15 protein-coding genes are annotated in these 25,222 nt (G+C 72.0%); 12 read left to right on the top strand and 3 right to left on the bottom strand.

Translation table 11 applies throughout. The features are described from left to right. Position 1 precedes the first annotated feature (1 nt). The 3 genes from SROS_RS11740 to SROS_RS11730 are packed head-to-tail and all read left to right on the top strand — an operon-like array spanning position 2 to position 9,623. A complete protein-coding gene (locus SROS_RS11740) occupies positions 2–3,136 on the top strand; it encodes a non-ribosomal peptide synthetase (RefSeq protein ID WP_012889144.1) in 3,135 nt (1,044 codons plus the stop codon). Next, complete coding sequence (locus SROS_RS11735) at positions 3,133–8,652, top strand: non-ribosomal peptide synthetase/MFS transporter (protein ID WP_012889143.1); 5,520 nt, start codon at positions 3,133–3,135, stop codon at positions 8,650–8,652. The genes SROS_RS11740 and SROS_RS11735 overlap by 4 nt, the downstream gene beginning before the upstream one ends. Further along, positions 8,649–9,623: a TauD/TfdA family dioxygenase gene (locus SROS_RS11730; RefSeq protein ID WP_012889142.1), complete on the top strand. Its 975-nt coding sequence runs from the start codon at positions 8,649–8,651 to the stop codon at positions 9,621–9,623. Before SROS_RS11735 ends, SROS_RS11730 begins: the two co-directional genes overlap by 4 nt. Before the next feature lie 126 nt (positions 9,624–9,749). Here SROS_RS11730 and SROS_RS11725 read toward each other — a convergent pair whose 3' ends face one another. Continuing rightward, positions 9,750–10,487 (bottom strand): GntR family transcriptional regulator, encoded by a 738-nt coding sequence (locus SROS_RS11725; RefSeq protein ID WP_043655341.1) that lies wholly within the window; start codon positions 10,485–10,487, stop codon positions 9,750–9,752. Positions 10,488–10,757: 270 nt separating this feature from the next. Between SROS_RS11725 and SROS_RS11720 the strand changes: the two genes are divergently transcribed. From SROS_RS11720 to SROS_RS11690, 7 genes are all read left to right on the top strand, one after another. After that, positions 10,758–11,855 carry an ABC transporter substrate-binding protein gene (locus SROS_RS11720; RefSeq protein ID WP_012889140.1) on the top strand — a complete coding sequence of 366 codons (1,098 nt, stop codon included), beginning with the start codon at positions 10,758–10,760 and terminating at the stop codon, positions 11,853–11,855. Between the two features lie 28 nt (positions 11,856–11,883). Continuing rightward, on the top strand, positions 11,884–13,578 hold the full coding sequence (locus SROS_RS11715; RefSeq protein WP_012889139.1) for a sugar ABC transporter ATP-binding protein: 1,695 nt from the start codon (positions 11,884–11,886) through the stop codon (positions 13,576–13,578). Continuing rightward, positions 13,571–14,530 carry an ABC transporter permease gene (locus tag SROS_RS11710; protein ID WP_012889138.1) on the top strand — a complete coding sequence of 320 codons (960 nt, stop codon included), beginning with the start codon at positions 13,571–13,573 and terminating at the stop codon, positions 14,528–14,530. Before SROS_RS11715 ends, SROS_RS11710 begins: the two co-directional genes overlap by 8 nt. Beyond that, positions 14,527–15,540: an ABC transporter permease gene (locus SROS_RS11705; protein ID WP_012889137.1), complete on the top strand. Its 1,014-nt coding sequence runs from the start codon at positions 14,527–14,529 to the stop codon at positions 15,538–15,540. The genes SROS_RS11710 and SROS_RS11705 overlap by 4 nt, the downstream gene beginning before the upstream one ends. Beyond that, entirely contained in the window at positions 15,533–16,420 is an 888-nt protein-coding gene (gene lsrF / locus SROS_RS11700; RefSeq protein WP_012889136.1) for a 3-hydroxy-5-phosphonooxypentane-2,4-dione thiolase, read from the top strand. The genes SROS_RS11705 and lsrF overlap by 8 nt, the downstream gene beginning before the upstream one ends. Positions 16,421–16,488: 68 nt before the next feature. Beyond that, a complete protein-coding gene (locus SROS_RS11695; RefSeq protein ID WP_012889135.1) occupies positions 16,489–18,147 on the top strand; it encodes a glycerol-3-phosphate dehydrogenase/oxidase in 1,659 nt (552 codons plus the stop codon). Next, positions 18,144–19,679: an FGGY-family carbohydrate kinase gene (locus tag SROS_RS11690; protein WP_012889134.1), complete on the top strand. Its 1,536-nt coding sequence runs from the start codon at positions 18,144–18,146 to the stop codon at positions 19,677–19,679. The genes SROS_RS11695 and SROS_RS11690 overlap by 4 nt, the downstream gene beginning before the upstream one ends. 148 nt (positions 19,680–19,827) lie before the next feature. Here SROS_RS11690 and SROS_RS11685 read toward each other — a convergent pair whose 3' ends face one another. Together SROS_RS11685 and SROS_RS11680 are read right to left on the bottom strand one after the other, a co-directional pair. Continuing rightward, positions 19,828–21,006 carry a hypothetical protein gene (locus tag SROS_RS11685; RefSeq protein ID WP_012889133.1) on the bottom strand — a complete coding sequence of 393 codons (1,179 nt, stop codon included), beginning with the start codon at positions 21,004–21,006 and terminating at the stop codon, positions 19,828–19,830. Positions 21,007–21,008: 2 nt separating this feature from the next. Continuing rightward, positions 21,009–21,320, bottom strand: a complete 312-nt coding sequence (locus SROS_RS11680; RefSeq protein WP_012889132.1) for a calcium-binding protein — start codon at positions 21,318–21,320, stop codon at positions 21,009–21,011. Between the two features lie 168 nt (positions 21,321–21,488). Here SROS_RS11680 and SROS_RS11675 point away from each other — a divergent pair, with 168 nt between their 5' ends. Both SROS_RS11675 and SROS_RS11670 read left to right on the top strand, forming a co-directional pair. Continuing rightward, positions 21,489–23,537 carry a hypothetical protein gene (locus SROS_RS11675; protein ID WP_012889131.1) on the top strand — a complete coding sequence of 683 codons (2,049 nt, stop codon included), beginning with the start codon at positions 21,489–21,491 and terminating at the stop codon, positions 23,535–23,537. Positions 23,538–23,792: 255 nt separating this feature from the next. Beyond that, the gene (locus SROS_RS11670) at positions 23,793–25,127 is read left to right on the top strand and encodes a hypothetical protein (protein WP_012889130.1); all 1,335 of its coding nucleotides are present in this window, start codon (positions 23,793–23,795) and stop codon (positions 25,125–25,127) included. Positions 25,128–25,222: the final 95 nt, after the last annotated feature.

Below are 25,222 nucleotides of genomic sequence, written 5' to 3'. Positions count from 1 at the left end.
GATGACCGCCAGGGAATGGGAGGCTCCCGCCTCCTTCGGCCAGGAACGCATCTGGCTGGCCGACCAGCTGGATCCCGGCTCGCCGGTGTTCAACCTGCCGTGCTCGCTGGAGATCCTGCACCCGATCGAGGCCGATGAGGTCGTCGCGGCGCTGAAGACCGTCGTCGACCGGCACGAGGTGCTCCGCACCTCCTTCAGGATCGTCGACGGCGCCCTCCGCCAGGTGGTGCACGCCGAGGTGGACCTCGACGTGCAGGTGCACGACCTGCGGTCGCTCTCCGCCGAGGAGCGCCGGACCCGGATGTACGACCACGCCCTGGCCGCCGCCAGGGCCGCGGTCCCCACCGACCGTGCCCCGCTGTGGCGGGCCACGGTGACCCGGACCGGCGACGCGCGCTGGGTGGTCGGCTTCGTGGTCCACCACGCCGTGTTCGACGCCACCTCGGCCGTCATCCTCACGACGGAGTTGACCGAGCTGTGCGCCGCCTCGGCGGCCGGCCGGCCCGCCGCCCTGCCGGAGCTGCCCATCCAGTACGCCGACTACGCGGCCTGGCAGCGCGGCCAGCTCACCGGCCAGGCCCTGGCCGAGCAGACGGGCTACTGGCGGTCCCGGCTGGCGGGGCTGCCCGCCGTACACACCCTCCCCACCGACCGGCCGCGGCCCGCCCAGCTCGGCTACGCCGGCGACGAGGTCCGCTTCACGATCCCGGAGGAACTGCAGGAGCAGGCCGCCGCGGTGGGACGCCGCTCGGCCGCGACGCCGTTCATGGTGTTCCTGACAGCCTACGTCGCGCTGCTGTCCCGGCTGTCCCGCGACGACGACACCGTCGTCGGGGTGACCATGAGCGGCCGGGACCTGCCGGAGGTCGCCGGACTGGTCGGCATGTTCATCAACCAGATGGTGGTGCGGACGGACACCTCGGGCGACCCGGCCTTCGCCGAGCTGCTCGGCCGGGTCCGCGCCACCCTGCTCGACGCCATGGAGAACGGCCAGATCCCGTTCCAGGCGGTCGTGGAGGCGATCGCGCCGCAGCGGGATCCGGGGGTGCAGCCGCTCTACCAGATCGGCTTCAACTACATCCCCGACTCCGGCATCGAGCCGATCCCCTACAGCACCTCGAAGGACGACCTGGCGTTCGACCTGACCACCGGCACCAGCCGGCTGCTGTACCGCACCGACCTGTTCGACCGGGGCACCGCGGAGACGTTCGTCGCCCGCTACCTGCGCGTCCTGGCCGCGGGCGCGGCCGACCCGGAGACCCGGATCGGCGACCTGCCGCTGATGGACGAGGACGAGCGCGCGTCGCTGCTGGAGGCGGCCGCGCAGGAGCCGCCGCGCGAGCACGCCACGGTGTGCCGCATGGTGGAGGCACAGGCCGCGCGCACCCCGGACGCGACCGCCGTGATCGTCGGTGACCGGCGGCTGACCTACGCGGAGCTGGAGGAGGCCGCCGGACGGGTGGCGGACCGGCTGCGGCGGTCGGGCGCCGGCCCCGAGTCGCTGGTCGCGGTGTACGCCGAGCCGTGCCTGGAGCTGCTGCCCGCCCTGCTGGGCGTGTGGAAGGCCGGAGCGGGTTACGTGCCGGTGGATCCCGGCTACCCGGCGGAGCGGGTGGCGTACATGCTCGCCGACTCCGCCGCCTCGGTGGTGCTCACCCAGCGGCACCTGGCGGGCGCCCTGCCGGCCGCCGGCGCGACCGTGCTCGCCGTCGACGACCCCGGCGAGTGGACCGGGCAGCCGGCCGCCGGCTCCTCCCGGGAGGCCGCGCCGGAGAACGTCGCGTACGTCATCTACACCTCGGGCTCGACCGGCACCCCCAAGGGCGTCGTGGTCGAGCACGGCTCGGTGGCCGCCTACCTGGCGTGGGCCGGCACCGCCTACCCCGGCCTGGCCGGACAGGCGCTGCTGCACTCGCCGATCTCCTTCGATCTGACCGTGACCGGCCTGTTCGGGCCGCTGACCGTCGGCGGCGCGGTGCGGTTCGCCGCCCTCGACGACGGCGTCGCGGCTGGAGACCGGCCGACGTTCCTCAAGGCCACCCCCAGCCACCTGGCGCTGCTGGCGGCGCTGCCCGACCACGCCGCCCCCAGCGCCGACCTGGTGCTGGGCGGCGAGGCGCTGCCCGCCGACTGGGTCACCGCCTGGCGGGAGCGGCATCCCGGCGTCACGGTCGTCAACGAGTACGGTCCCACCGAGGCCACCGTCGGCTGCGTCGCGGCCCACGTGGCGCCCGGCGAGGCGCTGCCCGTCGACCAGGCGGGCGCGGTCGGGATCGGCCGTCCGGCCCCCGGCAACACCGCCTACGTGCTGGACGGCGGGCTGCGGCCGGCGCCCGCCGGTGTCGTCGGCGAGCTCTACGTCGCCGGCCCCCAGGTGACCCGCGGTTACCTGAACCGGCCGGGCGCCACCGCCGCCGCCTACGTGCCGTGCCCCTACGGGCCCCCCGGCGGGCGGATGTACCGCACCGGCGACCTGGCGCGCCGGCGCGCCGACGGGAGCCTGGAGTTCGTCGGCCGCGCGGACGACCAGATCAAGCTCCACGGCTACCGCATCGAACCCGGCGAGATCGAGACGGCCCTGCGGGCGCAGCCCGGCGTCCGCGACGCCGCCGTCAGCGTCCGCGAGGACACCTCCGACGGCAGGCGGCTCGTCGCCTACCTGGTCGGCGAGGCGGACCTCACGGCGGTCGGCGACGCGCTCGCCGCCACCCTGCCGGCCCACATGATCCCGTCCGGCTACGTCACCCTCGACTCCCTGCCCCTGACCGCCAACGGCAAGCTCGACCACGCCGCGCTCCCCGCGCCGTCGGCGGCGCCGGACCGCCGGTACGTCGCGCCCCGCACCGCCGCGGAGGAGCTGGTGGCGGAGGTGTTCGCCGAGCTGCTGGGGGTGGAGAAGGTCGGCGCCGAGGACGACTTCTTCGAACTCGGCGGCAACTCCCTGCTGGCGATCCGGGCCATCGCCAGGATTCGCGGCCAGATCGAGGTGGACATCCCGGTCCGCGGACTTTTCTCCTACGCCACCGTCGCCGACCTCGCGGCTGAAATCGAACGGCGGCTCAACGAAGACCTCGACCAGCTCAGCGATGAGGATGTCGAGCGGCTACTCACAGCGGAAGGTGACGGCCGGCTATGACGACCACCCCAGAGACCACCCCGCAGCCCCCCTTACCGGCCCCCGGCCCGTCCGCGGCCCGCCGGGCGCTGCTGGAGCAGCGGCTGCGCCGGCGGGCCACCGCCACCGTGAAGCCCCGCCCCGAGGGGACCGCCCCGCCCCTGTCCTACCAGCAGGAGCGGGTCTGGTTCATGGAGCAGTTCGCTCCGGGCACGAGCCAGTACAACATCCCGATCCCGATGCGCCTGACCGGCGAGGTCGACCTCGAACTGCTGGACCAGGCCCTGCAGACGCTCCCGGTCCGGCACGAAGCGCTGCGGATGCGGTTTCCCGCCGACTCCGACGGCCGGCCGACCGTCCAGGTCGAGCCCGCCGTCGCGGTGCCGCTGCGCTTCGTGACGGCCGACGACGAGTCCGCGGCCCAGGTGCTGATCGACGAGGTGGCCACCGAGCCGTTCGACCTCGCCGAGGGGCCGCTGCTCCGCGCCCTGCTGATCAGGCTGGCCGACGACGACCACCGGCTGCTGGTCAGCACCCACCACATCGTCGGCGACGGGTGGTCGGTGGACCTGCTGCTGCGGGACCTCGCCTCGGCCTACCACTCCCTGCGGGCCGGCGAACAGGCCGCGCTCCCCGGCCTGCCGATCTCCTACGGCGACTTCGCGCACTGGCAGCGGCAGACCCAGACCGGTCCCGAGCTGGACCGCCAGCTGACGTTCTGGAGCGAGCGGCTCGCCGGCGTGCCGGCCCTGGAGCTGCCCGCCGACCGGCCGCGGCCCGCCACCCAGGTCTTCGACGGCGACTGGCACATCGTCGACGTCGACGCCGAGCTCACCGATGCGGTCAACCGGCTCTGCAGGGAACGCAACGCGACGCTGTTCATGACGCTGCTCGCCGCCTACCAGGTGCTGCTGGCGCGGCACTCCGGCCAGGACGACTTCGCGGTCGGTTCCTCCTCGGCCGGCCGGTCGCTGGCGGAGCTGGAGAACGTGGTCGGCATGTTCGTCAACATGCTGCCGATGCGCGCGCAGCTCGGCGACGACCCCACCTTCGACGAGCTGCTCGAACGCACCCGGGTCGGCGTGCTCGACGCCTTCGACCACGCGGAGGTCCCCTTCGAGCAGCTGGTCAACGCGCTCGGCGTGCCCCGCGACGTCAGCCGGTCACCGGTGTTCCAGGCGATGTTCGCGCTGCAGAACTACCAGATGGGCAGGATCGCGGACGCGGGAAGCTCGGACCTGCGCATCGCGTGGTTGCCGATGGACCTGCGGGCCACCCGCTTCGACATCGAGCTGCACGTCATCGAGATACCGGACGGGCTGATCGTCAAGTTCGTCTACAACACGGCGCTGTTCGACGAGGCGACCGTGGCGAGCATGGCGACCCGCTTCGTCACCCTGCTGCGGGCGATCGTCGCCGCTCCGGCCACCCGCGTGTCCGAGCTCCCGATGCTGGATGCCGCCGAGCAGACGCTGCTGGTGGACGTGTGGAACGACACCGCCGCCACGCTGGACGAGGGGGCGACGCTGCACGGCCTGATCGAGGATCAGGCCGCCCGGACCCCCGGCGCGGTCGCGGTGACATTCGAGGGCAGTCACCTCACCTACGCCGAGCTGAACGAGCGGGCCAACCGGGTGGCGCACCGGCTGGGCGAGCTGGGAGTGGGGCCGGAGACCCTGGTCGGCGTCTACGCCGAGCGCTCGGCCGAGCTCGTGGTGGCGCTGCTGGGCGTGCTCAAGGCGGGAGCGGCCTACCTGCCGCTCGACCCGGAGTATCCGGCCGACCGGCTGGCTTTCATGATCAACGACGCCGGCGCCCCCGTGGTGCTGACCCAGGGGCACCTGAGGGCGAGCGTCCCGGCAACCGACGCGACCATCCTGGACCTGGACGAGTCCGGCGAGTGGGCGGGCCGGTCCACCGACGATCCCCATCCGCCGGTCACCTCCGGCAACGCCGCCTACGTCATCTACACCTCGGGGTCCACCGGCCGCCCCAAGGGCGTGCCCAACACCCACCGCGGCATCGTGAACCGGCTGCAGTGGATGCAGCGGACCTACCGGCTGGGTGACGACGACGTCGTGCTGCAGAAGACCCCCGCCGGCTTCGACGTGTCGGTGTGGGAGTTCTTCTGGCCGCTGCTCACCGGAGCGCGGCTGGTGCTCGCCAAGCCGGGCGGGCACAAGGACGCGGCGTACCTGCGCGACCTGCTGATCAGCGAGAACGTGACCACCGCCCACTTCGTCCCCTCGATGCTGGCGGTCTTCCTCGCCGACGACGAGAAGGCCGCGGGGGACTGCACGGGACTGCGCCGGGTGATCTGCAGCGGCGAGGAGCTCCCCGTGGCCACGGCGGCCACGTTCACGACGGTGCTGCCGGGCTGCGAGCTGCACAACCTGTACGGTCCCACCGAGGCCGCCATCGACGTCACCTCCTGGCACTGCACCCCCGAGGCCGTCGCCGGGGCGGTCACCCTGCCGATCGGCGCCCCGATCGCGAACATGCGGCTCTACGTGCTCGACAGGCACGGCAGCCCCACCCCGATCGGCGTGCCCGGCGAGCTGCACATCGGCGGGGTCGGGGTGGCCAGGGGCTACCACCGCCGCCCGGCGCTCACCGCCGAGCGGTTCGTCCCCGACCCGTTCGGCAGCGACCTGGGCGCCCGGCTGTACCGCACCGGCGACCTGGCGCGCTGGCGCCGCGACGGGAACCTGGAGTTCCTCGGCCGCATCGACCACCAGGTGAAGCTGCGCGGCCTGCGCATCGAGCTCGGCGAGATCGAGACGGCGCTGCGGGACCGCGAGGACGTCACCGAGGCGGTGGTGGTGGTCCGCGAGGACAGCCCGGGTGACAAGCGGCTGGTCGCCTACCTGACGACCCCCGCCGGGACGGACGTCGACGTCACCGAGCTGCGGCTCGCGCTGAAGCAGGGCCTGCCCGACTACATGGTGCCGACGGCGTTCGTCACGCTGGACACGCTGCCGCTGTCCCCCAACGGCAAGCTGGACCGCGCGGCGCTGCCGGCCCCGCAGGCGACCCGGGACGCCACCGCCGAGCTGGTCGAGCCGGAGACCCCCACGGAACGGATGCTGGCCGAGATCTGGACCGAGATCCTCGGCCTGGAGCAGATCGGCGTCCACGACGACTTCTTCGACTCGGGCGGCCACTCCCTGCTCGCCACCCAGGTGGTGGCCCGGATCCGCAAGGCGTCCGACGGCTCGGGACGTCCGGTCGGTGTCATGGACCTGTTCCAGAACCGCACCATCCGCGAGCTGGCCGTCTTCATCGACGCCGGCGCCGACGCGGTGACCGGGCCGCAGCCGCTGCTGTACGAGCTGACCCCGAAGACGACCGGCAAGCGCACCCTGTCCTACGTCTGCGTCCCGTACGGCGGCGGCAGCGCGATCGTCTACCAGCCGCTCGCCGACGCCCTCCCCGCCGGGCACGCGCTGTACTCGGTGGCCATCCCCGGCCACGACGTGGGCCTGACCGAGGAGGGGCTCCCCTTCCACGAGCTGGTCGACCGGATCGTGACGGAGGTCCGGGAACGGGTGGACGGCCCGCTGGTCCTCTACGGGCACTGCGGCGTCGGCAGCGCCATCGCGGTCGGCGTGGCCCGGAAGCTGACCGAGGCCGGCCGGGACGTGGACGCGATCTACATCGGCGCCATGTTCCCGTTCGCCCGGCTCAAGGGCGTCATCGGCGCGGTCCGCACCCGCCTGGAGAAGCTGCGCAGCAACCGCGAGTCCGCCAACTGGCTGAAGGGGATGGGCGTCGACACCGACGCGCTCGACCCGGAGCAGGCCGACCGGATCATCGGCAACATGCGGGCCGACTCCCGGGCCGCCGAGGAGTACTTCACCGAGCTGCTCGACCGGCGGCCGGAGCCGATGTCCGCTCCGATCATCTCGGTGGTCGGCTCCGAGGACCCGGTCACCGACTACCACACCGAGCGGTACCGGGAGTGGGAGTTCCTCACCGACACCACCGGGCTGGTGGTGCTCGACCAGGCCGGCCACTTCTTCCTCAAGCACCGCGCCGAGGAGCTGGCCGAGATCGTCACGGGCGTCCACCCGGCGATGGCCCGGCGCGAGACCGCCGAGTACGGCGTCGCCGAGCGGGGCCCCGACGCGGCGTGGGCGCTGCACGACACGCACTACCCGGCCGAGCCCGGACAGGCCGCGGGACCGCCCGTGGTGGAGCCGAGCAACTCCAGGTTCCTCAGCGTCGCGATCGGGCAGCTCGTCTCGGCGACCGGGTCGGCGCTGACCGGGTTCGCCATCCCGGTGTGGCTGTTCGACCGGACGGGGTCGGTGACCGACCTCGGCCTGCTGTGGGCGCTGACGCTGATCGCCGGGGTGGCGATGCTGCCCATCGCCGGACCGCTCATCGACCGGTTCGACCGGCGGCGCGTCATGATCACCGCGAGCGGCATCTCGGGCGCGATCCAGCTCCTCATCGCGCTGCTGCTGTGGACCGGACGGCTGGACCTGTGGGTCATCTACCTGCTGCTGCCACTCAACTCGATGGCGGGCACCTACCAGCGGCTGGCCTTCCAGACCGCGGTGCCGCAGCTGGTGCCCAAGCGCTACCTGGGACACGCGGTGGGCCTCACCCAGCTCACCAACGGGTTCGCGATGCTGTTCGCCCCCCTGCTGGGCGCCGGGCTGTACGTCGCGATCGGCCTGCCCGGCATCATCGCCATCGACATGGCGAGCTACCTGTTCGCCCTCGTGGTGCTGCTGGTCGTCCGCTTCCCCGACACGCTCGGCTTCCGCCGCAAGGAGCCGCTGGTCACCGCGATCGCGGAGGGGCTGCGGTTCTCCTGGAACCTGCGCGGGTTCCGGGCCATGGTCATCTACTTCGCCGTCGCCAACATCTTCCTGGGCCCGGCCCTGGTGCTGACCGTCCCGCTCACGCTCTCCTTCGGCACGGTCGACCAGGTCGCCCAGGTCGCGGTGGCCGAGGCCCTGGGCGCGGTGGCCGGCGGAGTGATCATGGCGCTCTGGGGCGGTCCCAGGAAGCGCCGGATGATCGGCGTGTTCCTGGGCAACCTGGGGATGGCCGCCGGATGCCTGGTGATGGGCCTGCAGCCGTCCCTGGTCGTGGTCACGACCGGCGTCTTCTGCATGGCGATGGCGATGACGGTCTCCCAGGGCATCTACGTGACGCTGATCCAGGTCAAGGTGCCGCAGCGCTTCCACGGCCGGGTGCTCGCACTCAACCAGGCCATCTCGTGGTCCACCCTGCCGCTCGGGTTCGCCGTACTGGCGCCCCTGGCCACTTCCCTGTTCAACCCCCTGCTGCAGCCGGACGGCGCGCTCGCCGGCTCGGTCGGCGCGATCATCGGCACCGGGGACGGTCGCGGCGTGGGCCTCACCTACGTCGTCTTCGCGCTGATGATGGCCGCGATCACCATCGGCGCGTCCACCATCCGGCTGCTGCGGCGCTTCGACACCGAGGTGCCCGACTCGCTCCCCGACGACCTCATCGGCATGCAGGAACGGCAACGCCGCCTGAAAGGAACGACCGCATCATGACGGGTGTCATTCCCGAGGAACTGGCCCAGCTCGGGCCGGTGACCGGACAGCTCGACGGCAACGACCACACCACGATCGTGGTGTACGGTCTCGGGCCGGACATGACCGACCATCTCGACTGGGTGGCGGCCCACCGCGACAGCCTGCGGGCCGCCCTGGCCGAGCACGGCGCGGTGCTGCTCCGCGACCTGCCGGCCGACCTAGACCTGTTCGACCGGATCGTCCGGGTCGTCGGCGGTGACCCGCTGCGCTACACCGAACGCTCCACCCCCCGCACGTCCGTCACCGAGTCGATCTACACCTCCACCGAGTACCCGGCCGACCAGCCGCTGCCGATGCACAACGAGAACTCCTACTCGGACAGCTGGCCGGGTCACCTGTTCTTCTACTGCGACACCGCCGCGGCCACGGGCGGGGCCACCCCGATCGCCAACAGCCGCGCGGTGTTCCGCCTGGTCCCCCAGGAGGTGCGGGACAGGTTCGCCGACGGCGTCGTGTACGCCAGGGCGTTCCGGGAGGGGCTCGGCCTGTCCTGGCAGGAGTCCTTCCAGACCGACGACCCCGCGGCGGTCGAGGAGTACTGCGCGCGGCACGGGCAGACGTTCGAGTGGACCGAGGACGGCCTGCGCACCAGGCACCACCGGCCCTCCCACCAGACCGAGCCGCTCACCGGGGAGCAGGTCTGGTTCAACCAGGCGAACCTGTTCCACGTCACCAGCCTGGACGAGGAGGTCCGCGAGGCCCTGCTGTCGCTGTACGACGAGGCCGACCTGCCCCGCAACGCGTACCTGGCCGACGGCACCCCGATCGACCCGGCCGACCTCGCCGCGGTCAAGGCCGCCTACGACGAGGCCTCCTACGGGTTCCCCTGGCGCCGGGGCGACCTGATGATCATCAACAACATGCTGTGCGCCCACGGCCGTGAGCCGTTCACCGGCGCCCGCCGGATCCTGGTCGCCATGACGGCCTGATCACCGGGAGTCACGGGCAGAGGGCCCGGCCGCCGACGACGGCGGCCGGGCTCTCCTGTTCCGGTGCCGAACGTGCAGAACGCTGGACCCGGCGGTTTTCCGGGTGGGCGCGCCGCCGGGAGGCGGTCAGCGGATGCCGACGTAGAACCGGGTCTGGTCGCTGCGGTGGAGGGCGTAGTAGGCCTCGAAGCGCGTGTTGTCGTCCAGCCACGCGACCGATTCGATGCCGAGCAGCGGCGTCGAGGTGGAGACTTCGAGCATCGAGGCGTCCTCCCGGTCGGGGAAGACCGCCTCGATCCACCGATCGGCGGCGGCGGGTTCGATCCCGTACCGCCGCCGCAGCACGTCGTACAGCGACTGGTTCTCCAGTACGGCGCGCTCCAGGCCGGGCACCAGGCGGGCGGGCAGGGCGGTGTCGACGAGCAGCCACGGCTGCCCGTCGACGCGCCGGAGCCTCCGTATCCTGACGACCTGCTCCCCCAGGGGGATCTGCAGCAGGGCGGCCTCCCGCTCGTCCGCCTCGCCGAGGGTCTGGCGGATGGTCTGGGTCGTCACGCGACGGCCCGACTCCCGCAGGTCGTCGGCGGAGCCGGACATCGAGCCGATGAAGCGCAGCTCGGTCTTGCGCGGCGAGACGAAGGCACCGCGTCCTTTGACCTTGTAGATCAGGCGCTGCTGCACGAGCTCGCGCAGGGCCTCCCTGACGACGGTGCGGGAGACGCTGAACATGTCGCTGAGCTCCGCCTCGGACGGCAGCGGCTGATCCGGGCCGAGCTCACCGTCGTCGATCTTCGTTCGCAACGCCCGCATCAGCTGCATCCACAGCGGTTCGGCCCCGTCCCGGTTGAGGCGCGGATACGTCATCGTCACGGAAACCTCCTTGGCGGCAGCATCCAGAAAAGCATGCCACGCCCTCAGACCTGTAATGACAGGTTATCGCGCCCGTCGTGACGATTATCCACCACCCACCGGAAAGATCAGCAAAAAAAGTGACTCTTGACATGCTCGTAACGTCGTCTTAGTTTGCTTGTCATTACAGGTCTGTAATGACTGCACGGCCGCGCTCCCCCTGAGCGATGAGGTCGCGGCCTCGATTCCACCGCTCCGGCGGACCTGCTCTCTCTGGAGACCACGATGCGTACCCGTCCCACACTCCGGCCTTGGCGCACGGCCTCCGTGGCATCGCTGGCCGCCCTCGCGGTCCTGGCCGCGGGCTGTAGCTCCGCCGCCACCCCCGACGCGAAGCCGGACGGCGACAAGCCGTTCATCGCCCTGAGCAACGGCTTCATCGGCAACGGCTGGCGGCAGACGATGATCGCCAAGTTCGAGGACGCCGCCAAGCAGGCCCAGACCGACGGCCTGATCAGCAAGTACAAGGTCGTCAACGCGCCGGGCGACAACTCGGCGACGGAGCAGGTCGCCCAGATCAAGAGCCTCCTGCTCCAGAAGCCGGACGCCCTGCTCATCGACCCGTCCTCGCCCACCGCGCTCAAGCCCGTCATCCAGCAGGCCTGTGCCGCCGGCGTCACCGTCGTGGTCTTCGACTCCGCGATCGACTCCGAGTGCGCTTACGTGCTGCAGAACAGCTTCGTCGACTGGGCCACCTACGCCGCCAAGCCGCTGCTGGAAGGCATCGGCGGCAAGGGCAACGTCATCGTCAGCCGGGGCGTCGTCGGCTCGCAGCCCGAGTCCGAGATGTTCGACACCACCAAGAAGATCCTCGGCGAGTACCCCGGCGTGAAGACCGCCGCGACGGTGAACGGGATGTGCGACGGCGCCACCGCGCAGAAGGCCGTGCTCGGCGTGCTTTCGAGCGTGTCGAAGGTCGACGGGGTCATCGGCTGCGGCGACGGCTACGGCGTCGCCCAGGCCTTCGCCACGGCGGGCAAGCCCGTTCCCGCGGTGACCTTCGAGACCAACGGCCGCGCGCTGAACTACTGGAAGGACAACAAGATCGACAACGGCTCGGTGGCCGTCATGTCCGACCCGGGCCAGTCGGTCGCCGCGCTCTGGCAGGCGCTCGACCTGCTGGAGAAGCGCGACGTGCCCAAGCACATGACCTTCCCGATCGTCCTCGTCGAGCAGAAGGACCGCGACGCGTGGGCCGGCGTGCTCAAGCCCGACGAGTACGCCGCCTGGCCCTGGACGCGTGAGCTGTTCCGCGAGCAGGTGAAGGCCGTCCAGACCGGCGGCAAGCCGGTGCAGCCGCCGATCCCGACAGCCGCCGGCTGAGCGGGGAAGGCACGGAGGAGGTCGCGTCATGCACGTCCACAACCTTCCCGCGGAGCCGTTCGCGGCCCCGCGGGGGGCGGACCGGGGATCGTCCGATCGGCAGCCCGTCGTCGTCGCGAGACACGTGGCCAAGACGTACGGGCGCACCCGGGCCCTCGCCGGTGTGGACCTCGAGGTCCGCGCCGGAGAGGTGCTCGGCCTCGTCGGCCACAACGGCGCCGGCAAGAGCACCCTCATGCGCGTCCTCGCCGGGCTCGAAGCCTGTGACGAGGGCACGGTCACGGTGCGCGGGCGGGAGACCTCCGGTGAGGCCGGACCACGGGCCGCGGAGTTTCGCGGGGTGCGGATGGCCTACCAGGAGACGTCGCTCTGCCCCGACCTCACGGTCGCGGAGAACATCTGGGTGTCCTCGCGCCACTGCCTGCCGCGACTGGGGTGGCGGCGCGCGGCCAGCGACGCGGTACGGCGCCGGCTCGGCGAGATGTTTCCCGGCCACGGGGTGGCACCCGGCGACAGGGTCGAGGACCTGTCACTGGCCCAGCGCCAGATGGTCGAGATCGCCCGTGCCGGCCTGGTCGACCGGCTCGATCTGCTGATCCTCGACGAGCCCACCGAGTCCCTCGGCCCGGACGCGGCGCGCTCGCTGTACGACTACGTCCGCGGCCTCACCGCCGGCGGCGTCGCCGTCCTGCTCATCTCGCACCGCATCCGCGAGATCCTCTCGGTGGCCGACCGCGTCGCCGTGCTGCGCGACGGGGCCGTCATCGCCGACCGGCCCGCCGCCGGGCTCGGCGAGCACGACGTGCTGACCCTCATGGGGGCTCAGGTCGCCGACCGGGCCGGGAGCGAGCCGGCCGCGGCCCCCGCGGGCGAGCCCGCCGACCGCCCGGTGATGGCGGAGCTGCGCGGGGCCACCGGCTCCGGACTGCACGACGTCTCCGTACGGGTCGGCGCGGGAGAGGTCGTGGGCCTGGCCGGCCTGGCGGGCCAGGGCCAGCAGGAGGTGCTCGAACGCCTGTGGCGACCGGCCCGGCGCGACACCAGGGTGCACGGCAGCCGGGCGTACGTGCCGGGCGACCGGCAGCGCTCCGGGGTCCTGCCGCTGTGGACGGTGGCGGAGAACCTCATCGTGACCGCGATGCGGGGCATCGCCCGCCATGGTCTGCGCCGCCCCGCCGAGGAGCGCGCGGCCGTACGGAACTGGGTCGAGCGCCTGTCGATCCGGGGCGGCCCGGACGCGGCGATGACCGAACTCAGCGGCGGCAACCAGCAGAAGGTCATCGTCGCCCGCGCGTTCGCCTCCACGGCCGACCTCGTGCTGCTCGACGACCCCTTCCGAGGGGTCGACGTGCACACCAAGACCGACCTCTACCAGCTCATCCGCCAGGAGGCGGCGCAGGGCCGGAGCGTCGTCTGGTATTCGAGCGAGAACGCCGAGATGGCCCACTGCGACCGGGTCTACGTCTTCCGCGCCGGGCGGGTGGTCGCCGAGCTCGCCGGCGAGGAGATCTCCGAGGAGCAGATCATCGCCGTCTCGTTCGCCGAATCCGACGGAGCGCGGAGCGGTCCGCCCGCCGAGTCCCGCGACACGCGGAGCCGTCCGTCCGCGGAGCCCGACGGAGCACGGAACCGGCCCGACGGAGCACGGAACCGATCCGACGGAGAGCGGAACCGGCCCGACAGAGCACGGAACCGACCCGACGGAGAGCAGAGCCATGAGTGAGCTCCTCGCGCCGGCCCTGCCGACCCGGGCGCGGATGCGCCGGACGGCCCCGGCCGTGGTCAGCGCGGTCGCCATGATCATCATGTTCGCCGTCTGCGCGTCGCTTCAGCCGGACGTCCTGACGGTGGCCGGCCTCTCGCTGGTCCTCTCGGCGACCGTGCCCCTGGTCATCGCGGCCCAGGCCCAGATGACGCTGATGTCGGTCGGCGACATCGACCTCGGCATCGGCAACTTCGTCGGCCTGGTCACCGTGGTCTCGGCGACCACGCTGGTGTCGTCTCCGGCCACCGGCGCCCTGATCCTGCTCGCGCTCGTCGCGGCCTACGCCGTTCTCGGCGTCCTCATCCACCTCCGCCGGGTGCCGTCGCTCATCGCCACCCTCGGCGCGTCGTTCGTCTGGCTGGGCCTGGGCCTGTTCGCCCTGCCGACGCCCGGCGGGACGACCCCCGAGTGGCTGGCGTCCTTCGGCACGTGGCAGCCGGCCGGCTTCCCCGCGCCGTTGCTGCCGATCCTCGTCGTCGCCGCGGTGGTCTACCTCCTCACCGCACGCAGCACCCTCGGAGTCCGGATGCGCGGCCTGGGCAGCAACCCGGTGGCGCTGGAGCGGGCCGGCCTGCGCCCGCTGGCGTCCCGCGCCATCGCCTACGCCACCGCGGGCGTGCTGGGTGTGCTGTCCGGTCTCGTCCTGGCCTCCCAGACCGGCGGCGGGGACGTGTCGTCGGCCTCCAGTTACACCCTCATGACGGTGGCGGCGGTGATCCTCGGCGGCGGGTCCTTCCACGGCGGCAGCGCCGTGCCCTGGGGCGTGGCCGTCGGCGGCGTGACCCTCGGCCTGGTCAGCGTGGTCCTGAGCCTGCTCGACGTGCCGTCCAACATGCAGTCGGCCGTTCAAGGCGTGATCGTCCTGGCCGTGCTCGCCGGCCGCGTAGTGGTCGGAAAGGTGCTCCGATGAACATCCGTGCGCTCGTTGCGCGCCCGTGGATCTGGGGCTTCGTCGCCGCGGTGCTCGTCTGGCTGATCATCGTGATCATTTCCGGTCAGGGGGGTGGCCAGACGGTCTCCCTCGCCCTGTCCCTGGCTCCCTACCTGGTCGTCGTGGGGCTCGGGCAGATGCTCGTCATCACCGCCGGTCCCGGCAACATCGACGTCTCCGTGGCGCCGATCATCTCCCTCGCCGGGTTCGTCTCGGTCGCGGTGACCGCGTCCACCGGCTCGGCGGTCGTGGGGGTCCTCGCGGGCGTCGGCGTGGGCGTCGTCGTCGCGCTGATCAGCACCGTGGCGATCCTCGGCCTGTCCGTTCCGCCGATCATCGCCACCCTGGCCGCGGGGCTCATCGCCTCATCGGTCACGCTGTCGCTGGCCAACGGCTTCACCGCCGTGCCGGACGCGGGACTGCGGCAACTGCTCAACGTACGGCCGGCGGGGGTACCGCTCCTCGCCGTGGCCGTCGCGGTCGTGACCGCGCTGGTCATCGCGCTGCTGCGCCGTACGATCTACGGGCGGTCGCTGATCGCGGTCGGGCAGAACCGCCGGGCCGCCGAGCGCGCCGGCGTCCCCGTCGCGCGGATCATCGCGACGACCTACCTGGCGAGCGGCGCGCTGGCCGGCCTGACCGGCTCCCTGCTGGCCGCCTACATCGCGCCCTCCGCGGACCTCGGGACCCGCTACCTGCTCGACTCCGTGGCCGTCGTCGTCATCGGCGGGACGCTCATCTCAGGCGGACGGGCCGTGCCCGTCGGCGTCTGGGGAGCCGCGCTCTTCTTCATCCTGCTCGACGGCCTGGTCAATCTCGTGGGCTGGAGCACAGCGGCACAGAACCTCCTCAAGGGCGGTCTCGTGCTCCTGGTCCTCTTTCTCGCCGGTGGGGGCGACCGCGTCGGCGGCACGCCCTCCCGCTTCAGAAGACGGCCGCGACCTGCGGCCGCAACCACCACAACCACAGGAGACAGCACCCATGGCTGACACCGACGGCCTGCTCGAGGCCCGCAACTTCGAGGCGACCGGGCCCGTGGCCGGCGGCTTCCACGTCAAGGGCGCCCACGCCCAGGACTGGGGCCTGCAGAACCGCCTGTCGCGCATCTTCAGGACCGACACCGGCCGGACGGTCATGCTGGCGTTCGACCACGGCTACTTCCTCGGGCCCATGGCCGGGCTCGAGCGCATCGACGCCAACATCGCCCCGCTGGTGCCCGACGCCGACGCCATCATGATGACCCGGGGCGCGCTGCGCACGAGCATCCCCTCACACAGCGATGCCGGAATCGTCCTGCGCGCCAGCGGCGGCCCGAGCATCCTGCGCGACCTGTCTGACGAGCACATCGCCCTGGACATCGAGGACGCGGTACGGCTCAACGCCGCCGCCGTGGCCATCCAGGTGTTCGTCGGCGGGGAGCACGAGTCGCGGTCGGTCGCCAACCTGGCCACGCTCGTGGACGCCGGCCAGCGGCACGGCGTCGCCGTGCTCGGCGTCACGGCCGTCGGCAAGGACATGGTGCGCGACGCCAGGTACTTCCGGCTGGCCACCCGGATCACCGCGGAGATGGGCGCGCACATCGTCAAGACGTACTACGTCGACCAGGGCTTCGAGACCGTCACCGCGAGCTGCCCGGTGCCGATCATCGTCGCGGGCGGCAAGAAGCTGCCCGAGCTCGACGCCCTGACGATGGCCTACCGCTCGATCCAGGAGGGTGCCGCCGGCGTCGACATGGGCCGCAACATCTTCCAGAGCGAGCATCCCGCCGCCATGCTCGCGGCGGTCCGCGCGGTCGTGCACGACGACGCGAAGCCCGAGGAGGCCTACGAGCTCTTCAGGCAGCGGTCGGCCGGCAACGCAGCATCCTGACCCCTCCGAGGGTGCGGGTCCCGGCGTGAGATCGCCGGGACCCGCGCCCGTCATCTCCGGGAGCACCCATGTCGCACCACCGAACCGGACCTGACGACGACGTCGACCTCGCCGTCATCGGAGCCGGTATCAACGGGCTCGCCATAGCCCGCGACGCCGCCGCCCGTGGCCTGCGCGTCGTCGTCGTCGACCGCGCCGACGTGGGTTCTGGCACGTCGAGCACGTCGAGCCGGCTGATCCACGGCGGCCTCAAATACCTCGAACGCTACGACTTCAAGCTCGTCAGGGAGTCCATCCGCGAGCGGCACCTCCTTTTCCGCAACGCCCCGCACCTCGTTCACGACTATCCGATGCTCATCCCCTTCTACGCGGGCAACAGCAGGCCCGGCGCGCTGATCCGCCTGGGGCTGGCCGCGTTCGACGTCATGGCGATAGGCCGGGGGCACGGGCGGAGCCGCAGCGTCTCCGCCCGCTCGCTGGCCCGTCGATGGCCCACCCTGTCGACGAGCGGGCTCCGTGGGGCGGCGCTGTTCCACGACGCGCAGGTGCCGTGGGCGGAGCGGCTCTGCGTCGAGCTCCTCCTCGACGCCCGGCGGTTCGGCGCGCGGGTGCTGACCTACACGACGGTCACGGAGCTGATCACCGAAGGCGACCGCGTCGCCGGCGTGCGGGCCCGGGACAACCGGTCCGGCGCGCGGACGGAGATCCGTGCCGCCGTCACCGTGAACGCGGCCGGCCCGTGGATCGACGACATCCTCGACGGGCAGGTGGCCAGCCGGCGCCTCAACGGCGGCACGAAGGGCAGCCACGTCGTCGTCGACCCGTTCCCGGGCGCGCCCGACACCTGCATCTTCTTCGAGGCCGCCGCCGACCAGCGGCCGATCTTCGTCTTCCCCTGGGAGGGCCGCTATGTGCTGGGCAGCACCGACCTGACCTACGACGGCGATCTCGACGAGGTCGTCGCCGGCGACACCGAGATCGACTACCTGCTGGCCGAGACCAACCGGATCTTCCCGAGCGCCGGCCTCACCCCCGCCGACGTGCTGTACAGCGTGGCCGGCATCCGGCCCCTCCCCTACACCACCGGGGTCTCGGACAACGCCAAGATCAGCCGCGGCCACACGGTCCACAGCCACGCCCCGGCCCACCCGGGGCTGCTCACGGTCATCGGCGGCAAGCTGACGACCCACCGCGCCCTCGCCGAGGACGTCACCGACGAGGTGCTGCGGGTGCTCGGACGCACGCCCCGGCGATGCCTCACCCGCGAGCGGCCGCTGCCGGGCGCCGACACCGCCGACTGGCAGGCCTTCACCGAGGACTTCATGCGCTCGTCGCCGCTCACCGGGGCGCAGTCGCGCCGGCTGCTCGACATCTACGGCGTGCGGGCACGCAGGGTTCTTGAGATCGCCGCCACGGACGCCTCGCTCGCCGAGGTCGTCCACGAGGAGTCCGGCGCGCTCGCCGCCGAGGTGGTCCTGGCGGTGCGCGACGAGGGCGCCGTGACGTTGGGTGACATCCTGCTCCGACGTACGCTGGTCGGACTCGGTCCTGACATGGGCCTGGAGGCGGCGGCCGCCTGCGCCGACGTCGCCGTCCGTCACCTCGGCTGGGACGACGAGCGGGCCCGCGCCGAACTGGCCGGCTACGGAGCCGAGCTGCGGCGCTTCCGGCCACGGGTGCTGACCGCTTCGGCGTCACAGCGGAGCAGCGACAGGAGGACTCCGTGACATCCCCGACCACGTGCTACATCGGTGTCGACATCGGCCTCACGGCCTCGAAGGCCGCGGCCTTCGACGTCGACGGGCGGGAACTCGGCGTCGTCCACGCCCGCACGCCCCGCACCAGCGTGACCGCGCACCGTCACGACGTCGACATGCTCGGGCTGGCCGACACGGTGATGTCGCTGCTCGGCGAGCTCGCGGGCAAGCTGGCCGCCGACGGATACACGCCGGCCGGCATCGGCGTGGCGGCCCACGGCAACGGCCTCTATCCGGTCGACGCCTCCCTGCGGCCGGTCGGGCCCGCCGTCGCGTCGTCGGACAGCCGGGCCCAGCGGATCGTGGACACGATCCCGGCGCAGGCGGCCCGGCGGCTGGCCCGGGAGACCGGTTCCATCCCGTGGGCGGCCCAGCCCAGCGTGCTCCTGCGCTGGCTGCGCGACTTCGAGCCGGCGGCCTACGAGGCCACCCGGTGGGCCCTGTCCTGCAAGGACTGGGTCACCTCGCAGCTCACCGGTGTCGCGAGCGCCGACTACAGCGACGCCAGCGCCTTCGGCATGGTGGCTCTCGACACCCGCGCCTACAGCGCGACCGCGCTGGAGCTGGTGGGACTGCCGGCCACCGACCTCGACCGGTTCCCCCCGCTGCGGCAGTCCAGCGACGTGGTCGCCGGGCTGAGCGCCCAAGCCGCGGCGCGCACCGGACTCCCCGAGGGGCTCCCGGTGATCGCGGGCTGCATGGACTGCGTGGCGGCGACGCTGGGCGCCGGAGGCCGTGACCTGGGAGATGTGACGATCATCGTCGGGACGTGGGCCATCAACGGTGTCGTGGTGCCCGCCCGCACCCCGGCGCCGGAGATCACGATGAGCGCGTTGATGCCCGACCCCACCACGATGCTGGCCATGGAGGTCGCGCCGACCTCGGCCGCCAACCTCGAATGGCTGGCATCCGCGTCGGTGCCGCACGGCCAGATCGGCGGTGTCCCCGCGGTGGATCTCCTGAAGGAAGCGGCCACGGTGCCGCCGGGAGCGGACGGCCTGCTGTTCCTGCCCTTCGTCAACGGCGCCCCCGAACACCCCGCGGCCTCGGGAACCTTCCTCGGCATCTCCGGCGTGCACCGCCGCGGGCATCTCACCCGCGCGGTCATCGAGGGGGTCGCCCAGTACCACCGGGTCCAGCTCGACCGGGTCCTGGCCAGCGGCGCCGACATCGGGGACCGCCCCTGGCGCCTGGCCGGCGGAGGCGCCAGGTCCGAGGTCTGGGCGCAGATCTTCGCCGACACTCTGGGACGTCCGGTCCGCCGCCAGCTCACCAGCGAGCTGGGAGCCCGCGGAGTCGCCTCTCTGCTGCCAGGAGCTCTCGGCCACGACGTCCAGCCCTGGTCGGTGAACGACGGAGACGACCTGTGCGTGCGCCCCGGCCCCGACCGTGCCGCCTATCTCCGGCACTCCGAGGTCTTCGACCGATGTCTGGCCGGCATGTCGTCCGCGTGGTCGGAGGTCGAGCAGTACCGCACCACCGGCCTCGAGGAGGTCGTGTGAGGCGATCTGCCGACCGATCCGACCGCCGACCGGCGGTGGCGACGCGGCCGAGATTGGACGGTGCGCCGTCGTTCTCTCCCGGCGAGGCCGACCACGTTCCGCGTCAGCCGGCTCCCTTTCGCCGCCCCCGAAGACGCCGGGCGTTCGGTCAGCCGGTGGGCGGATGGTCAAGCCGGGCGCGGTCGAACCGCTCGATGAGGCTGGGCTTGCGCAGATGGTCCTGGCGTAGGAACGTGAAGCGCCGCGTGAAGTCACCGAGACGGCCGGCGCGCTCGGCCACGGCCCGCAGATCCCTCAGAAGCTCGACGGCCGCGTCGTACTCGCTCGCTTTCCTGGCACCGATCATCGCGTCGACACGCAGCCAGGCCCCGTCCTCGTCCCCGGCCAGCGCTTCCAGCCGCTTCTCCCTGGCCAGTGCCCCCTCCCGTTCGCGGTGGGCCTCTTCCTCGGCGCGTCTGGCCGCGTCACGGCGCTCGCGTCCCTGACGACGCTCCGCCGCGGCGTCCAGCAGCTCGGCCACGCTACGCCGGGGAAGGTCACCACCCTCGCCGCTGGACTCGTCCCGGAACCGGCGCAGCAGCTCCATCCGGATCTGAGCCTCCTGGCCCCGGACGACCCGCAGCAGCAGTTCGTCCTTCTCGGTCTCGGTCAGCTCCGCGATGCCCCTGGCCGGCCTGCGCGGATCGTCCCGCATGACGGCCGGCGCCGGACTCGCCTCAGCCGCGACGGCGAGCAGATCGGCGTCGAGGCGGAGGAAGTCGGCCAGGGCCCGCTGGGACGCGCTCAGCGACCCCAGCCCCGCCGGCACCGGGGGCTCACGTCCATCCTCGTCGACGTAGTCGGAGGCGTCCTCGACGCGCTCCCACCCGCCGAAGGCCGACAGCCAGGCGAGGTAGAGAGGCCGCAGATCGCCGGCGCCGAGTTCGGCCCGGACTCCGACGATGGCCGACAGGGAGTCCTCCGCGTACTCATCCCATTCGCCCGACTCGTCTTCGCTGGTCAGGTCGAGGATGAGATGCTCGCCCGAAACCCATGCCGACACCTGGTCCCCGACGCAGTACTGCTCGGCGACGTCCAGGTCGAGGAGGAGACGCGGCAGCCGGAGCATCACCCGGTGCGTGCCCCAGTTGGCCAGATACAGATGGGCGTCGTAGTAGCGCTCCATCATCCGGCGCGGATCGCCATCGAAGTCGCCCCAGTGGTATTCGTTGGTGAAGCCGGTGGCGGTGATCCGGGCCCGGGTGGACAGCGCACGGACCTCGGCCTGCTGACGGGCGTCCAGGGGGCGGTCCACCGCCAGGAACTCGTAGTACTGATATTCGCTCATCGTCAGCGTCCCCAGTGCCGGTAGGCCTCGATCCACTCCGAGCCTTCGGGGGGCGGAGCCGGCAGCGGAAGATCGAGGATGCCGATCGCCTGCCGGTGTGACCCACGGGCGCAGATCGCGACGATCCCGCTCCCCGAGAGCAGATCGATCTTCTTGACCGTGACCTCGACGCCCAGGACGGTCGTCTGGAACGGCAGCGCCAGACGCTCCTCGAGCATGGCGTGGAACCCGGAGAGCCGCTCGTCGTCGCCGTAGGCGTCGACGACGGCCTCCTCGACCAGCGCGTCCAGCTCCGCCTTGCTCAGTTGCGTCATGGCCATCAAGCCTAGCCAGGGGGGAAGGTGTCCGGCGGTCCGTGGACGTGATTAGCGCCGGAGCGGGAAGAAACGAAACGTGTACCGCGACTCTGCTGGCAGACTCGGCTTCCGTGAGGATCACGCTGGCCCAATCAACCTGGTCGCGGCAACATGAGTACGGGGGTCATGATGCGGACACATTTCGATCCGGAGGAGGCCGAGGAGTTCGAGTCGGCGAAGGACCTGCTGGTCCGCCGCTGCATCGTCTGGGCGGGTGAGCACGGCATGAGAGCCGACGAGGCGATGCTGGCGGCGGCCCTGGACGCGCGGCACCACAGCTGCGACGGGCGGCTGGCGTACTGGGACGCGCAGCAGGTACGGCGTTTCCTCCTGGAATGGATTCCCCGGCACCTCGTGGCCGAGCGGGGTCTCCTCGCCACCGCGCCGGAAAGCCTGCTGACACTCCTGCGCTACCTCGCCGCGTCCGGCCTGCGCGACCCTCGAGGCGCCTCCTCGGCGGAGCTGGAGGCGGCCGTGGCCGAGACCGCGGCGGAGTATCCGGTGGCACTGGCCGACCCGGCCCGGCAGGGCATCGGGAAGTTCTGGGCGCAGACCGCCCTCGACAACGGCATCGTCCTCGACGACGAAAGGGCGGTGGCCAGGTTCCAGCGCGACGTCGACGCGGGCCGGATACGGCTCGACGCCGGTGTGCTCGACAAGCTCCTCGAAGCCGAGTTCGCCGGCGCCGCCCCCGACGACGAGCGGGCCTTCCCCCAGCGTCCCGTCGCCATCCCTCCCGCCGCCGAACTCGCCGCCGAGGCCGCCCGGAGCGAGGTCGTACGGCAGCTGACCGCCCTGACCGGCTGGGTGGGGGCGGACGGACAAGCTCTCACCAAGACCGGAAATCTGCGGGTGGCCGACGCCCGCGAGCTGGCAGCGCTGCTGGGCACCGGGGAGCAGGATCTGCGGGTGCGCAGTTCCGCCGAGATGCCCCGGGTGGGCCTCCTGTTGGCGTGGGCGAAGAAGACGGGCCTGGTGCGGGTGCGCAAGGGCCGCCTGGTCCAGGTGGCCAAGGCCGCCCCCGTCCTGCGTGACCCGGAGGCGCTGTGGCGGCGCGCGTTCGAGGCGACCTTCGAGCTGGGTGCCGCGATCTGCACACCCGCTTCCGGGTGGTACCGCTCCTCGATGCTCGTCACGGCGTTCGACGTGCTGCTGCCCGACGTGCTGAACACGATGTACAGCATGCCGATCCCGATCCCCGTGGCCCGGCTGCAGGAGACGGTGTGGCTGGCCTGCCAGGAGTACTTCCTGCTCGACTCCGAGGAGGACGGCTTCCACCAGGACCTCTGGCGCCGTCAGGTCGAGCGGGAACTGCTGGCGGTGTTCGACGCTCTTTCCTGCCTCGGTGCCGTCGAGCTGAGCCACGGCGTGCCCGACGAGCTGTACTCCAGTGATCTGCGTCCCGGCGTCTTCGACGAGTTCGGCGAGCTCACCGAGGAGGACCTGCCGCTGCCGCCCGAGGCATGCGCCCGGCTCCTGGCGCGCCTGGCGGAGCCGGGCCCGCTGGTACGGCTGACAGCCCTGGGCACGCGAGCCGTACGGGAGCGGATGCTCGCCGACGGGCGGGACGCCCCGCTGATCGGGGAGCTGGCAGACGCCACGGCGGGCGAACTGCTGGGGGTGCTCGCCCAGCACTACCCCCCGGAGACGGCTGCGGTCGAGCTCGAAGGCTGGCTGGCGGCGCACGGAGGTGACGTCGAGCCGCTGCTGGACGCCATACGCGCCTGCCCCTTCCGTACCCGCGCCTCCGCCATGCTCTCCACCCTGGTGAGGACACTCCCCGACGGCCGGTCGACGCAGACGGGACTCCGGCGTGATCCGGTGCTGGGGCCCATCGTCCTGACCGCCCTTCTGGAAGAGGGGGAGCTGCGCCCCGAGGACCTCACCGCCCACGAGCACTCCCTGCTGCTGGCCGAGGGACTGATCCTCCTGTTTGAGCTGGGCGGTCCCGAGGCCGTCATGGAGCAGCTCCGCGAGTCGGCGGGCAGGGGCGCACCCGAGCTCGTCGCGGCGGTGCTGGACTCGGGGCATCCCGCGCGAGCGGCCCTGGAGGAGCTGCGCGCACTGGTGTACGAGCCGATGCTGGCCCGGAACGGCCGACTGCGCCTCGTGCCGCGTCCGGCGCCCGGCTCGCGGGGCCGTCCCAGCGGCCACGGCAGGAAGCGCAGGCACTGACAGCTTCCCGTCGTAGTCCCGGTTGTCACCGAGCAGTCGCCCGGTGATGTCCGTCGGTGAACCCGGTGGCGGTGATCCGCCCCCGGGTGCGCAGCGCACAGTGCGAAGCCGCTGTCTCCGGTAACGGCGAGCTACGGGGTGATGATGTCTGCGACAATCGCGACGACACCTTGATTGCTCTTCGTAACGAAACAATGACTCATTGAAATGCCGTAGCGGCCCGGCACACTGACGTCCGACACAGGAGGTGGGGCCATGGCACGGGGCCTGGGCAGGAACGCGGTCCGGCAACTGCTCGGGCTCAGCGTCTGGGAGATCGAGCTCGCGGCTACGACCAGCCTGCTCCGGCGCTTTCCCGACCGGACCTTCGATCCCGTCTCCGTCAGGGCGGCCGAAGCCGACATCGAGCACTTCCGGCGACTCCTCGCCGCGGAGCGCCGCTGCACCGTTACCGAGGCGTCGGCCAGGCTCGGCGTCTCGGCCGACCGCTTCAAACGGATCACTGCCGCCGTCGGTCTGGCACCCGTGGCCACCGAGGAGATCCGGAAGTACGGCCAGACCCTCACCGTCCGCTACTACCGTGCCGCTGACATGGACGCTCTGGCCGACCACGTCCACGCGGACGCCGAGCTACGCGCCGCCGCGCGGGCGGTCTCCCGCTCCGAAGCCGCCGGGAAGGCCGTCCAGACCCGCAAGCTGAACCTCGCGCGCACTGTCGCGGCCCGCGCGGAGATAGAGACGATCAAGCCCACCCTCGACGCGGACCACGTGCGGGTTCTCCTGTGGACCACTGCGCTGATAGTCGCTGCCGACGTCTGGCCGGGGCCTCTCAGACCCCTTCGCCGCATGGCGGACCCTCGCGTCCCACCGCTCACCGAGATCCTGCGCGCTGCCCGCCTCTCTCGCACCGAGCTGGAGGTGATGCTCGCCGAACTCGCCCCGAGATCAGCGGAGCTTGTGCGTCTCCTGGTCTCGCCTCGGGACGCGGAACAGGAGCTGGGTGTGCCCATTGAGATGATCCCAGCAGGGCTGCCCCATTTCGGCGACCACCTGCTGGCTCCCCTCCTCCGCGAGACGGTCTCCTCACCTCCTCCCTGGCTACTGCGGGCGCGTGCGGAGGTGGAGTTGCAACGAGCCGTCCACGCGGAGGAGCGGCGTGCCGTCGAAGAAGCCTCCCAGCGGCGCCGAGCCGAGCGAGCCGCTGTCGACCAGGCCACCCGAGTGGCCTCTCGGCTGTCCGACGAGTCTGTGGCCGAGCTGTTCGGCATACCCGCCGATGTGATCCGGCAACTCCGCCCGGCAAGCGGCCGTTGGGCGGCCGACCACGTCGCGGGACTGCTCCGGAAAACCCCGCCGTGGCTGCGGGACGAGTCCGCTGCCCGGGCGGAGGCCGACCGTCGCCGTCACCATAACCATCACCGCGCCGAGCGGAAAGCCGCCCGGCGGCTCTCCTGGCGCAGCCTCTGGGCTGAGGCGCTCGGCATCCCCCTCGACCGCATCCCCGATTCGGTCGGACGTCCCACCCGCGCGGCGATCGAAGCCGCCAGACGCGAGCCGCCCCGGTGGGCACGCGAGACACCACCCGGCTGAAACGTACCTGGCTCTCCGCTTCATGAGCCGCCGCAGCCGTCGGGAGCGACCGAGAACCGTGGCCACCCATCGAGGTCGCGCGGCTCTGCATGGTC

The organism is Streptosporangium roseum DSM 43021 (genome assembly GCF_000024865.1).
Taxonomy (GTDB): domain Bacteria; phylum Actinomycetota; class Actinomycetes; order Streptosporangiales; family Streptosporangiaceae; genus Streptosporangium; species Streptosporangium roseum.
Note: the sequence above shows the minus strand (reverse complement) of the source record. Positions and strands in the feature narration are given on the sequence as shown.